The organism is Corynebacterium sp. NPDC060344 (assembly GCF_042725215.1).
In the GTDB taxonomy this organism is placed as follows: Bacteria; Actinomycetota; Actinomycetes; order Mycobacteriales; family Mycobacteriaceae; genus Corynebacterium.
The window spans coordinates 64,966-77,248 of record NZ_JBHXCS010000004.1; the positions used below are offsets into that span (position 1 = coordinate 64,966).

Genomic DNA, 12,283 nt, shown 5'->3' on the forward strand with positions numbered 1-12,283 from the left:
TCGGAAAGGAACGGGAAAGAGGACACGGAACCGACCATGTCGACACAAGCCAGCTCGCCGATCGTCGCCGATCGGCCGCCGGGCGACGGCCGAGACCGCCGGCGCAGCAGCATCGCCATCCCCGCGGTGCTGGTGATCATCGGCCTGCTCGTGGTGCTGTACCCCGTGGTGGCCACCCAGTGGAACAACGCCAAGCAGCTCCGGGCGGCGCAGGAGTACTCGAAGCTCGAGGGCGACCTGCCCGCCGAGCAGCTCGACCGGGCGGTGGAGTCCGCGCGCCGCTACAACGCGGACCGCGCCACCGGGCCGATCCTCGACCCGTGGCTCGCCCGCGTCAGCGAGGACAACGCCGAGTACCGGGCCTACCAGGCGGAATTGTCGGCGCAGGAGGCGATGGGGCGCATCGTCGTGCCCGCCGCCGGCGCCGACCTGCCGGTGTTCCACGGCACGTCCGACGCGGTGCTGCAGCGCGGGGCCGGGCACCTGTTCGGCACGGACCTGCCCGTCGGCGGTGAATCGACCCATTCGGTGATCACCGCCCACACGGGCCTGTCCAACGCGACCCTGTTCGACAACCTGAAGAAGGTCGAGGCCGGCGACGTCTTCTACGTGGCGGTGTCCGGCGAGAAGCTCAAGTACGAGGTCGAGACCGTCGACGTCGTCCTGCCGCACGAGACCGACGGGCTCGCGGTCCAGCAGAACCGGGATCTTATGACCCTGGTCACCTGCACGCCCTATGGCATCAACACCCACCGTCTGCTGGTCACCGGCCATCGCGTCGCCATGGACCCGGCCGACGAGGCCGCCTTCGGCGACACCGGCCTGGGCTGGCAGTGGTGGATGTGGGCGATTCTCGCCGCCGCGGCCGCGATCGTCGCCGCCCTGATCGTCTGGGCCCGGCGGACCATGCGCGCGCAGGCGCGAACGGAGGAGCTCCGATGACCCACCTTTCCCACTTCACGTCCAGTGCCACTTCCGCAGCAGGGTTCACTACCGCGTTCACCGCCGCGCCCCGTGCGGCACCCCGGCGAGGGCACCTGCGCGGACACCTGCGCGGGCACTTGCTGGCCGCCACCATCGCGGCCGGATTGCTCGCGGGCGCCGGCGGCGCCTCGGCGATCACGGTGACCGGCGAGGTAGACGGCCTCGACGCCGCCACCGTCGCCCAATGCGGCGAGGTCGACCTGACCCTCAAGCTGCCGCTGGCGAACCCGTATGACCGGCTGCCCTCCGGCCAGCTGCCTCCCGGGCCGCCCGCGGGGACGACGTTCACCGCCGCGCGCATCGACGGCATCGACTTGACGACGGCCGCCGGCTGGCAAGACGCCATCGGCATCTCGGTCGAGCAGGCGGCCACGGCACCGTCGACGGTGGCGGGTACCGCGACCACCGACGAGTCCGGGACGGCCCATTTCACCCGGCTCCCGGTCGGCCCCTACCTGATTACCTCGGTGACGCCGAAGCATCCCGACTACGCCACGACGACGTTCGCGCCGATGGTGGTCACGCTGCCGACCGGCGGTGTCGGAGAAAAGGGCGCGACGGGAACGTGGAATTGCGCGCCGGTGGTCTACGCGAAGCCGAAGACGGACACCCCGTCCACGACTCCGTCCACCCCGCCGTCGACGCCGTCCACCCCGGGATCGCCGTCCACCCCGAAGCCGCCGGGGCCTCCGACCTCGGCGCCGGCTAATCCCGGCAACCCCGGCAACCCCGGCAACCCCGGCTCTCCGGGATCCCCGGGGCCCGGTGCACCGGGCGGCAAGCTGCCGCTGACCGGCGCATCCGTACTCGGTTTCATCGGCGCCGCCATGGCGGCGGTCGGTGCCGGATTGTTGTTCACCCGCATTGGAAAGAAGGGGCGTGCCCGCCATGAAAACAGCTGACGACGACCTCGGGCGTCTCCCGTCCCGTTGGCGCCGCACCGTTCCCGCACTGCTGACGGCGGCCGTGTTGCTCTCCGCGGGCACCCCGCTGGCGTTCGCGCAGGAGGGAGCCGGTGAGACGATCTCCGCACCCGCCTCGACGGGCGAACCTTCTCCCGCAGCGGACACTTCTTCGGACACTGCGGCGGGCGCTGCGCCGGCGCCCCGGCACACCCCGACCCGTGAACCGGTGACGGCCCCGGCACCTGCGGCTCCGGCTCCGGCGGCTCCGGACTCGGCCGAGGGCACCGGAGATGACAAGTCCGGCGACAAGTCCGATGCCAAGCCCGGCGACAAGCCCGAGGACAAGCCGGCGGACGATGGCCGCCCGAAGCCGCCCGGCAGCCCGGCCCCGGGAACCGACCAACAGAGCCAGGCCACCGACGGCACGGCGGGCATCCCCGGCGCCGCCCCCGCCCGCCGCGCCCGCAGTCTCGCGGCGGCTCCGACTCCGGCGTGGATTTCGCCGAAGCCGGCGGCCAACCCCGCGATGCCGGAAAAGTGCGGCCTGAACATCGCGCTGGTCTTCGACGTCTCCAACTCCATCAACACCGATGGCCTGGAGCAGTCGAAGCGCTCGGCCAAGGCCGTCGTCGATGGTCTGGCGGGCACCCCGACGACCGTGGGCCTGTTCAACTTCGCCACCAACGCGCCGGGCGTTCCCGCGGCCACCCAGGTGGAGCCGATCTCCGTCGCCGACCGCGGTGGCGTCGATGCGCTGAAGTCTCGGATCGACGGGCTGTCCATCCCGGGTTACCCCGTCGGCGGCACGAACTGGGAGGGCGGTCTCGCCCAGGTTCCGGCCGGGACGTACGACGTCGTGTACTTCATCACCGACGGCCTGCCCACCACCAACGAGTCCCGCACCGGCGGCGACTACGGCAGCATCACGCACGCCAACGACCTCAACGACGCCATCGCGGCGGCCAACCGCCTCAAGGCCTCGGGCACGCGCATCGTCCCGGTGACGGTGAAGATGCCCTCGTCGGCGACGGCGGTGCTGCGCCCGGGAATCGACAACTTCGCGAACCCGCCCGGCGGATACGCCGCCAACAAGCTCTACTTCGCCTACGACACCGCCGCCGGGGTCCACTACATCGGCCGCTACGAATACGACTACGACTACGGCACGTGGTTCCTGAACCGCCACTACTGGGACGAGTCGTCGCAAAGCTGGCGAACCTACGACTCCCGACCCGACCTGTGGTCGGTCGGCTCCCGAACCGCCTCCGACATGGCCGCGGACATCTCGCAGCCGGGCGCGGCCATCGGCGTCGCGTCCTACGACGGTCTGGTCGAGGCACTGCGCAAGACGATCCTCGGGCCGTGCCGCAGCACCCTCAACGTGGTCAAGACCATCGTTGACGCCGACGGCCGGACGATCGAGGACGGCGTCGTCGAAGGATGGGACTTCACCGCCGAAGGCACCGGCGCCGTCCTGGAGAACCCGCCGCACGCCAACGAGAAGAAGCAGACGAAGACGACCGACGATCGCGGCTCCGTGACCTTCGGCATCGACTCGCAGCAGGCGCAGAGGTTCACCGTCACCGAGCGCCAGCAGCCCGGCTTCACGCTGTACCGGCGCGACGGCAAGAACGCCCGCTGCGTGTCCTCGGCGACCAACGGGACGCGGCAGGCCAACGTCGAGGTGACCAACGCCGGCGCCGACGGCTTCCGGGTGACCGTGCCCAACGACGGCCCCCTGCTGGGCACCGTCACCTGCTGGGTGGACAACATGCGCGTGCCCAGCGCGACGATCCGGAAGGAGCCGATCAGCGGGGAGCCCGTGAAGGTCAACCCGGACGGGACGGCGTCGCTGACGTACACCGTCACCGTGGCCAACCCCGCGCCGAATGCCAAGGCGGAGGGCACCGAGCCGTTCGACGTCGTGCGCCTGCCCGAGGGCGTCATCGCCGACGGCGACGCCACCGTGGCGTTCCCGGCCACCGACGGCGTCACCGTCGCGGGCGGCATCACGGGGATCCCGAAGGCCGACCTGGTGCCGGACAAGCGGATCCGCCTGGCCGACCGCATCGAGCTCGGGGCCGGGAAGACCCAGACGATCACCGTCACCATTCCCGTGAAGGTCACCGGCACGGGCGCCGAAACCTGGGAGCGCCTCGGCCGCTGCGACGGCGACGGGGGAGCGGTCTCGGCCACCGGTGTGCCCAACTCCGTGGAAATGGCCGGCGACGATGACGCGCCCGACAACAACGCGTGCATCCCGCTGCTGCCGCCGGATACGGCGACGGTGAGCATCGCGAAGGTGGACAAGGACGACAACGACTCGCCTCTCGACGGCGCGACGTTCCGCCTCTACGCCTCCGCGCCCGACGGCTCGATCGACTGGGACCGTCCCGTCACCGACGAGGGCGCGGGCAATGCCGACCTGGGCAAGAACCTGGTCGCCGGGACCTACCACCTGGTGGAGACCAAGGCCCCGTCCGGTTACACGCTGCTGAGCCAGCCGGTTGCGATCGTCGTCGACGCCCACGGCAACGGCTACACCGCGTCGCTCGGCGACCCGAACGACGCCGCCCTGGTCAGCGTCGGCCCCGAAAACGAACCGTCCTACCGGCTCGTGGTGAAGGTCGCCGACGTGAAGACCGGCACCCTGCCGAAGACCGGCGGCCCCGGCATCGGCGCGGCACTGGCGATCGGCGCCGCGATCATCGGCGCCGGCGCGCTCCTGGGCTCCTCCGTGGGCCAGGGCATCAGGCGAGGTCGGCGCTGAATCCGACCATCATGAACTTCCGGCTGGGTTGACCAGCCGGACAGGCGCGAGGCGCGGTCCCCGGGGCGGGGTCCGCGCCTCGTTCGCGCATTCGCTGCTTGCCAGCGTCCGGCCTGCGTCTGCGACCTGCCTGCGTCCGCTACCTACATGGCGGTGAGGTGGCGCCCGCCGGGTTCGCCGTCTGCGTCGCCGCGGGTGCCGGCATCGCCGCCGGCTGTCCCGCCGGACTCCTCCCGGCCCTCGCTCGCGGCCACCAGGTCCTGCCGTGCCCGGGCCACGCGCGAGCGGATCGTGCCCACGCGCACGCCCGCGATGTCCGCGGCCTCCTGGTACGTGTAGCCGAGCACCTGGGTCAGGATCAGTGCTTCACGACGATCCTCGTCCAGCGCCTCCATCAGCACCCGCGCGTCGACGAGCTCGGCCCACGACGTGCCGGTGGACGAGGCCTGCGTGGCCTCCTCCCACTCCACCGCGGACTTGCGGGGGCGCGCCATGTCGTGGCGCACGGAGTCGACCCACGCGCGCCTGGCCAGCGACAACAGCCACGTGCGCGCCGAGGAGCGCCCGGCGAACCGGGGGAGCGCCGACATGACGCGCAGGTACGTCTCCTGCGTCAGATCATCGGCGACGTCGGCGTTGGCCAGGTGGGCCAGCAGCCGCCACACGTCGTTCTGCGTGGCGCGGATAAACTCGGTCAGCGCCGCCCGATCGCCGCGGCCGGCCTTCAGCGCCAGGGCGGTGACGCGCTCATCCTCGCGCTGCCGATCAGTCATGCGTAGACCATAGCAAGCGCCGACCCCGCGAGGTACCTTCCATAAGGCAAGCCCCAACAATCCCCGCCTATCTATAGCGCGATACTGATAAGTTGTGTATCGTGGTGGTCAACACCGGAAACCCCCACCCTGTGGCCCCCGCCACACAACGCGGATACGGTGGAAACCGGTCCCACGTGGGCGTCGCAAAGCAACAGCCACCGGAAACCCCCATCCGGCCCGCCGCCGGCGCCCCCAAACCACAAAGGAGCACCAACCCATGACCTCCAGCAAGGACATCGCCGACAAGGGCCTGGACACCGGCACCTCCAACGGGCCGACCACCCGCCTCAACGGCGCCCCCGTCTCCTCCGAACAGCACTCCGTGACCACCGGCCCCCAGGGCGGCGTGAACATCCACGACGTGCACCTCATCGAGAAGCTCACCCACTTCAACCGCGAGCGCATCCCGGAGCGCGTCGTCCACGCCAAGGGCGGCGGCGCCTTCGGCGAGCTCACCATCACCGAAGACGTGTCCAAGTACACCAAGGCCGGCCTGTTCCAGCCCGGGACCGTCACCCCCATGCTCGCCCGCTTTTCGACGGTCGCCGGCGAGCAGGGCTCCCCCGATGGCTGGCGCGACGTGCGCGGCTTCTCGCTGAAGTTCTACACCGAGCAGGGCAACTACGACCTCGTCGGCAACAACACCCCGGTGTTCTTCATCCGCGACGGTATCAAGTTCCCCGACTTCATCCACTCCCAGAAGCGACTGCCCGACACCGGCCTGCGCGACGCCAACATGCAGTGGGACTTCTGGACCTCCTCGCCCGAGTCCGCCCACCAGGTCACCTACCTCATGGGCGACCGCGGCATCCCCAAGACCTGGCGCAACATGGACGGCTTCGGCTCGCACACCTACCAGTGGATCAACGAAGCCGGCGAGCGATTCTGGGTCAAGTACCACTTCAAGACCCGCCAGGGCTGGGACTTCTACACCGACGACGAAGCCGCCGAGGTCGTCGGCCAGGACACCGACCACTCGCGCAAGGACCTCTTCGAGGCCATCGAGCGCGGCGACTACCCGACCTGGGACGTCAAGGTGCAGATCATGCCCTTCGACGAGGCCGCCGGCTACCGCTGGAACCCCTTCGACCTGACCAAGACGTGGTCGCAGAAGGACTACCCGCTCATCCCCGTCGGGCACTTCACCCTCAACGAGAACCCGCGCAACTTCTTCGCACAGATCGAGCAGGCCGCGTTCGCCCCGTCGAACCTGGTCGAGGGCATCGGCTTCTCGCCCGACAAGATGCTGCTGGCCCGCGCGTTCTCCTACGCCGACGCCCACCGCTACCGCCTCGGCGCCAACTCCGACCAGCTGCCGGTCAACCAGGCGACGTCGCAGGTGAACACGTTCTCGCAGGACGGCGCCGCCACCCACCGCTTCGCCGACCCGAAGCTGCCCGTCCACGGCTCCAACGCCGCCGGCCGCGGCTCCCAGGAGTCCGCCGACCACGGTGACCTGGGCCTCTGGGCGTCCGAGGGGGAGGAGCCGTTCCGCGGCGCCTACCTGCAGCACCCCGAGGACGACGACTTCATCCAGCCGGGCACCCTTGTCCGCGAGGTGCTCGACGACGCCGCCCGCGACCGCCTCGCCGGCAACATCGCCGGTGCCATGGAGGGCGTCAGCCCCGAGGTCGAGGAGCGCGTCTACCAGTACTGGACCAACGTCGACGAATGGCTCGGCGCCGAGGTGCGCAAGCGCTTCACCGCCGCCAAGGAGGCGTAGGGGCGAGGGGCGGGGCGCCGGTGCCGGTGCCGGTGCCGGGCGCTCCGGCCCCTCCACCTAAACCACGGGGTCTAAACCACGGGATCGATGTTGACCCCGTGGTTTTACCCGTTTTTTGGGCTGACCCCGAGTTATGGACCCCGTGGTTTGGCTTCCACGCCTGACGAGATCGCGAAATCGGGCCCGGATCCTGCTCTCGTGCGCGCCGACGGGGCTTCACATTTGACGAGTGTGCGCTGTGGGGCCCGTACTGCACACTCGTGGGCGTCGGCGGGGCTGCAGATCTGACGAGTGTGCGCTGTGGGGCCCGTACCGCACACTCGTGGGGGAGGGGTGGCCGTCGCAAAGCAGAACCCGCCCGATCCGGCACCTCGGAACGAAATCCGGGGCTGCAGATCTGACGAGTGTGCGCTGTGGGGCCCGTACTGCACACTCGTGGGCGTTCGCGGGGCTGCACATCTGACGAGTGTGCGCTGTGGGGCCCGTACCGCACACTCGTGGGGGAGGGGCGGCCGTCGCAAAGCAGAACCCGCCCGATCCGGCACCTCGGAACGACGTCCGGGGCGCCCGATGGGGCGGGTGCGTGCGGCAGCGGCGACCGTGGCCGCCGGGGAGGATTAGGCCTGGGTGCGGGACGTGACCTCGGGCTGCTCGTTGGTGGGCTCGTTCTTGGACTCGTCGCTGGAGTCCTCGGTGCCTTCGGTGCCGGTGTTTTCGGCGCCGGAGTTGTCGGAGGACTCGCCGCCGGTCTCACCGGTCTCACCGGCGTCGCCGGCGTCACCGGAGTCGCCGCCCTCGGGGGTCTCGGGCGTCTCCGGGGCGTCGACGACGGCGCCATTGGCGGCGTTGACGTCCACGACATCGGACACGTTGGTGGAGTTGTCGTCGGTCTTCTCGGTGTGGACATCGAGGGCGTCCTCGCCGAACGGCAGGTTGATGTTGCCGAACGTCGAACCCAGGTTGATGTCGCGGCCGCCGATCTGCTCGAGGGCGGGGAACGGCGACTCGACGACCACGTACGGGCCGTCCGGGATGGCGTCGACGACTTCGGCGATGGCGGAGATGGTGGCGGCGTCCATGAAGCGCTTCCTTCTTTTATGGAGCTATGAGGGAGGAGGGGAAAGTAGAACTGAAGGGGTGCGGGACCGGCCCCGCGGATGGGGCCGGATCCCCGCAGAAGGTGCCGCGACCACCGAAAACGGCAGGTCGCGGCCCAAAATCAGGGGTTCCCGGAGCAAGGGTGGGCTTTCACCGGGAGTGCAACGAAATTTCGGCCAAAAGCTGCCCCGGAGCGCCGAAGCGTTCCGGGGCAGCTGCCTGAACGGGAAGTCCCGCCTGTGCGCGGACCGGGTCCGCGCGGTTCCCGGATCAAAGACCCGGGGAGGGGCTACTAGCCGGTGGTGACGCCGTTGCCGGCCTCGATGTCCAGGATGTCCGAGACGTGGGTGGAGTTGTCGTCGGTCTCCTCGGTGTGGACGTCGATGGCGTCCTCGCCGAACGGCAGGTTGATGTCACCGAAGGTGGAACCCAGGTTGATGTCGCGGCCGGCGATCTGCTCGAGGGCCGGGAACGGGGTCTCGAAGGTAACGTACGGGCCGCCCGGGAAGGCCTCGACGACCTCGGCGATGGCGGAAATGGTGTTGGCGTCCATGTGAACGACTCCCCTTTTTCTGTGTGCGAAGTGGTGGCTGAGAACCGTCGCGCTGGGCGCGTCCGGTGGTCGGCCCCCTGAGGCCTCCCTGAATCTCTCGCCGTTGACACTAAGTCCGGTCTTGGCTTTACGCAATCGTTGCCGAGCCTCCCGGACGGCCCGGAAACGCCGTTGAGCGTTTCGATTATCGTTTCTATTGACAAATGCCTAAAAGACCTGCGTGCCCGGTGTTTACGTGGTGTTCACGTTGGCGACAATTACGGCTAACGACGTTAACCGGCCCTGATTCCGGCGCTGCCAGCGGAAACGGTTGTGTAACGGCTTTTGGCAAGGCGTGCCTCACCTAATATCTGCTCGCCGCATCGCGAATCTGAGCATCGCTCAGGCGCGCTCCGATCGCCGGGATTAACCTCTTCGTTACGTCCGTTAATGTGACCTAACACACATTACGGCCCTGCTTTGCGACGCCCATCACCACCCCTGTGCGGGGGTAATTTTTTCATCGGCTGTAACGCGCACGGCCGCCACCTCCGATTCGGGATCCGAAATGCGCGCCCGCACACGGCATCTCGCGCGCACAACGCCGCCGGGCCGCGCCCCTCAACCCCCGCCCCTCAATCCCCACAACGCCGCCGGGCCCCTCTCCCGGGGAAAACGGGGGAGAGGGGCCCGGGTGGGCGTCGTGAAGCAATCAGTGGCGGTCGGAATGGTCCTCCGACGACCCGTCGCGCGCACCGAGCACGGCGCGCGCCAGCACCTCCGACGCGACGGTCGCGACGACGAGCATGGCCACGATGGCCAGCAGCCCCGTGAGCACCTTGCCCACCGTCAGCGTCCCCTGGTCGAACTCGAGGATCGCATTGCCGATGACCAGCAGCGGCACGCCGACCATGACGCCCGCGGACAGCTGGTTCATCCGCGACAGCGCGTCCGGCGCCCGCCACATGGCCACCGCCGCGCCCAGCAGGTACAGCGACCCGCCGATGATGGTCGCGGCGAACAGGATCGCGGTGATGATGGTCCCGATTCCCATGGCCTACCTCCTTCCCCGCGAGATCACGCGCGACAGGCCGACGGTCGACAGGATGCCCAGCAGGCCCGCCAGCATGGCGATGTCGAACGTGATGGCCGTTTCGCGGAACAGTGCGGTGGTCAGGAACACGCCGACCATGGAGAAGAACGCCACGTCGGCCATCACCGCGCGCGAGACGTTGCCCTTGACGCGGAACACTTGGATCACCACCAGCAGGAACGCCAGGGAGCACAGCGCGACGCCGATGCCCCCGACGATGTGGACCACTTGGTCGCTCATGTGCGTTCTCCTTCGCGCGGGGTGTCGCTTGCGGCTTCGTGCTTGACGACGTCCACCGTCGGATCATCCGGCCAGCCCCTCTCGGCGGCGGTCTGTTCCGTGATGACGTCATCCTCCATCGGGTCGTCGACCACCGTGACGGAGTCCGGGAGGTCCGGCAGGCCGTGCTCGGCTTCCGCGGCGGTGCCCAGGGCCTCGTCGGGGTTGGAGTGGACGGCCGGGTCGTAGCCCTCGAACACGAAGGCCCGGGGGCGCTCCATGTCGCGGACGCGGGGGGCCATGCGCTCCTCCATGTCGTAGAGGGAGTCGTAGACGCCCTCGAGGTCGCCGCCGAACATCGCGTGGACGATGAACATGCGGCGGCCGCCCTCCAGGGCGCGCGTGCCGCAGACGAGGGTGCCCGGCGTCATGGTGATCGACGCGGACAGGCCCACGATCTCGTTGTCGGTGGTGATGCGCAGCGGCATGCCGATCAGCGTCGGCTTCTGCTTCTGCCGCGCCCGGAACGTATCGGCGATCACCTCCGTCGCGGCGAGGACGACCTGGCCGGTCAGCCAGGCGCCGTAGGCGGGAATGTGCAGGATGCCCATCAGTTCGCCCCTTCCGGAACGTTGTCGAGGTTGCCGTAGGAGATGGCCTCCGACGTGTCGCCCAGCGCCGCCTCGATGTACGCGGGGACGTCGACGAGGGCCTCGCCGGCGGCTCCGGTCCACGAGGACACGACGCCGGCGAAGACGAACATGGCCAGGCTGGCGGCGGCGAGGAACGCCGACGGGGCGACCAGGGCGCCGCGCACGCGCAGGGAATCGTCGACGCCCTGCATCGGGCGGCCCCAGAACACGCCGCGCCACACGCGGACCATCGCCAGCAGCGCGCCCAGCGAGGCCAGGACGATGACGGAGATGACCACGACCGAGCGGGCGTCGCCGGCCGACGCCGCCGCGAAGACGACGCCGATCTTGCCCCACAGGCCGGAGAACGGCGGGAAGCCGACGATGGAAAACGCCATCGCCGCGAACACCCATGCCACCAGCTGATCGCGGCGGGCCAGGCCCGACAGCCGCGACAGCGTGCCGGTGCCGTAGGTCTCCTCGATCGCGCCGGAGGCCAGCACCAGCGAACCGACGGTGACCATGTGGTGCACCGCGTAGAAGATGCCGGCGGCCAGCACCGCGGCGGAGTCGCCGTCGGTGAAGGCCAGGACGACGAGGATGAACGGCATGCCGTTGACCATCTGGTACGACAGCACCCGGCGCATCGTCGTCTCCGCCAGGCCCGCGTAGGCGCCCAGCAGCATCGACGCCGCCATCAGGGCGATGATCGGCCAGTGCCACGACGGCTCCATGTCCACGATGACCACGTAGATGCGGAACAGCATGTACACCGCGACCTTCGTGTGCACCGCCGAGAAGATGGCCATGACCGCCGGCGACGTCGACGGGTAGGTGCGCGGCAGCCACGTGTGCACCGGCGCCAGTCCGGCCTTGACGCCCAAGGCGATGATGACCAGCCCCAGCGCCACCGCGCCCGGGCCGCCGCCGGAGGCCATGCCCGCCAGCAGCGCGATGTTCACCGCGCCGACCGAGCCGTAGACCAGGGCGACGCCGATGAGCAGGACGGTGGACGTCATCAGGTTGACCAGCACGAAGGACCGGCCGGCGGCGAGGCGGTGCCACGTGCCCGTCACGGCGATGAGGCCGTACGACGGCAGCAGCATCACCTCCATGAACACGAAGAAGTTGAACAGGTCGGCGGTGAGGAACGCGCCGGCCATGCCCGAGAGCATCATCAGCGTCAGCGCGGGGAAGAACCGCGACTTGTTCTCGCCGGCGACCTGGGCGAACCAGGAACCGGCGAAGACCACCAGCGAGGCCACGCCCAGCATGAGCAGGGCGAAGGAGTCGGCCACGAACGGGATGGACACGCCGCCGGGGAAACCGCCGACGTTGTGGCCGATGGGCCCGTCGCCCATGACGCGGTAGAGCAGCGCGAACGCCACCGCCGCCATGGCCGCCGGGGTGGCCAGCGACAGCGCGACGCGCACCGGCGCCCACGGCAGCACCGCGGCGACGCCGGCGAGCAGCAGGGGAATGATGGCCACCAGGGGCAGCAGGGCGGAGATG

At 69.6% G+C, this 12,283-nt stretch carries 11 protein-coding genes; 4 read left to right on the forward strand and 7 right to left on the reverse strand.

Annotated elements, in window-relative coordinates; translation table 11 throughout:
* Positions 1–36: 36 nt before the first annotated feature.
* Genes ACFWGD_RS06620 through ACFWGD_RS06630 form a run of 3 tightly spaced genes read left to right on the forward strand, consistent with a single transcriptional unit; the run spans position 37 to position 4,659 of the window.
* A complete protein-coding gene (locus ACFWGD_RS06620) occupies positions 37–942 on the forward strand; it encodes a class C sortase (RefSeq protein ID WP_377777819.1) in 906 nt (301 codons plus the stop codon).
* Positions 939–1,886, forward strand: a complete 948-nt coding sequence (locus ACFWGD_RS06625) for a hypothetical protein (protein ID WP_377777820.1) — start codon at positions 939–941, stop codon at positions 1,884–1,886. The genes ACFWGD_RS06620 and ACFWGD_RS06625 overlap by 4 nt, the downstream gene beginning before the upstream one ends.
* Positions 1,873–4,659: a SpaA isopeptide-forming pilin-related protein gene (locus tag ACFWGD_RS06630; protein ID WP_377777821.1), complete on the forward strand. Its 2,787-nt coding sequence runs from the start codon at positions 1,873–1,875 to the stop codon at positions 4,657–4,659. The genes ACFWGD_RS06625 and ACFWGD_RS06630 overlap by 14 nt, the downstream gene beginning before the upstream one ends.
* A gap of 143 nt (positions 4,660–4,802) precedes the next feature.
* Here the strand turns inward: ACFWGD_RS06630 and ACFWGD_RS06635 are convergent, their stop codons facing one another.
* Complete coding sequence (locus ACFWGD_RS06635; protein ID WP_377777822.1) at positions 4,803–5,432, reverse strand: RNA polymerase sigma factor; 630 nt, start codon at positions 5,430–5,432, stop codon at positions 4,803–4,805.
* Positions 5,433–5,691: 259 nt separating this feature from the next.
* On the opposite strand from ACFWGD_RS06635, the gene ACFWGD_RS06640 reads away from it, so the two are divergent.
* The gene (locus ACFWGD_RS06640) at positions 5,692–7,197 is read left to right on the forward strand and encodes a catalase (protein WP_377777823.1); all 1,506 of its coding nucleotides are present in this window, start codon (positions 5,692–5,694) and stop codon (positions 7,195–7,197) included.
* Positions 7,198–7,814: 617 nt separating this feature from the next.
* On the opposite strand, the gene ACFWGD_RS06645 is transcribed toward ACFWGD_RS06640, so the two are convergent.
* From ACFWGD_RS06645 to ACFWGD_RS06670, 6 genes are all read right to left on the reverse strand, one after another.
* Complete coding sequence (locus tag ACFWGD_RS06645; RefSeq protein ID WP_377777824.1) at positions 7,815–8,276, reverse strand: hypothetical protein; 462 nt, start codon at positions 8,274–8,276, stop codon at positions 7,815–7,817.
* 311 nt (positions 8,277–8,587) lie between these two features.
* A complete protein-coding gene (locus tag ACFWGD_RS06650) occupies positions 8,588–8,848 on the reverse strand; it encodes a hypothetical protein (RefSeq protein WP_377777825.1) in 261 nt (86 codons plus the stop codon).
* A 691-nt stretch (positions 8,849–9,539) separates the two neighbouring features.
* Entirely contained in the window at positions 9,540–9,881 is a 342-nt protein-coding gene (locus ACFWGD_RS06655) for a monovalent cation/H(+) antiporter subunit G (RefSeq protein ID WP_377777826.1), read from the reverse strand.
* A 3-nt stretch (positions 9,882–9,884) separates the two neighbouring features.
* Positions 9,885–10,160 (reverse strand): monovalent cation/H+ antiporter complex subunit F, encoded by a 276-nt coding sequence (locus tag ACFWGD_RS06660; protein ID WP_377777827.1) that lies wholly within the window; start codon positions 10,158–10,160, stop codon positions 9,885–9,887.
* Complete coding sequence (locus tag ACFWGD_RS06665) at positions 10,157–10,750, reverse strand: Na+/H+ antiporter subunit E (protein ID WP_377777828.1); 594 nt, start codon at positions 10,748–10,750, stop codon at positions 10,157–10,159. The genes ACFWGD_RS06660 and ACFWGD_RS06665 overlap by 4 nt, the downstream gene beginning before the upstream one ends.
* Positions 10,750–12,282 (reverse strand): monovalent cation/H+ antiporter subunit D family protein, encoded by a 1,533-nt coding sequence (locus ACFWGD_RS06670; protein ID WP_377777983.1) that lies wholly within the window; start codon positions 12,280–12,282, stop codon positions 10,750–10,752. The genes ACFWGD_RS06665 and ACFWGD_RS06670 overlap by 1 nt, the downstream gene beginning before the upstream one ends.
* Position 12,283 lies beyond the last annotated feature (1 nt).

Bases quoted from the DNA above. Each gene is read 5' to 3' on its own strand.
- ACFWGD_RS06650 (WP_377777825.1), bottom strand. From the start codon at position 8,848: ATGGACGCCAACACCATTTCCGCCATCGCCGAGGTCGTCGAGGCCTTC.
- ACFWGD_RS06635 (WP_377777822.1), bottom strand. From the start codon at position 5,432: ATGACTGATCGGCAGCGCGAGGATGAGCGCGTCACCGCCCTGGCGCTG.
- ACFWGD_RS06655 (WP_377777826.1), bottom strand. From the start codon at position 9,881: ATGGGAATCGGGACCATCATCACCGCGATCCTGTTCGCCGCGACCATC.
- ACFWGD_RS06665 (WP_377777828.1), bottom strand. From the start codon at position 10,750: ATGGGCATCCTGCACATTCCCGCCTACGGCGCCTGGCTGACCGGCCAG.
- ACFWGD_RS06625 (WP_377777820.1), top strand. From the start codon at position 939: ATGACCCACCTTTCCCACTTCACGTCCAGTGCCACTTCCGCAGCAGGG.
- ACFWGD_RS06620 (WP_377777819.1), top strand. From the start codon at position 37: ATGTCGACACAAGCCAGCTCGCCGATCGTCGCCGATCGGCCGCCGGGC.
- ACFWGD_RS06630 (WP_377777821.1), top strand. From the start codon at position 1,873: ATGAAAACAGCTGACGACGACCTCGGGCGTCTCCCGTCCCGTTGGCGC.
- ACFWGD_RS06640 (WP_377777823.1), top strand. From the start codon at position 5,692: ATGACCTCCAGCAAGGACATCGCCGACAAGGGCCTGGACACCGGCACC.
- ACFWGD_RS06645 (WP_377777824.1), bottom strand. From the start codon at position 8,276: ATGGACGCCGCCACCATCTCCGCCATCGCCGAAGTCGTCGACGCCATC.
- ACFWGD_RS06660 (WP_377777827.1), bottom strand. From the start codon at position 10,160: ATGAGCGACCAAGTGGTCCACATCGTCGGGGGCATCGGCGTCGCGCTG.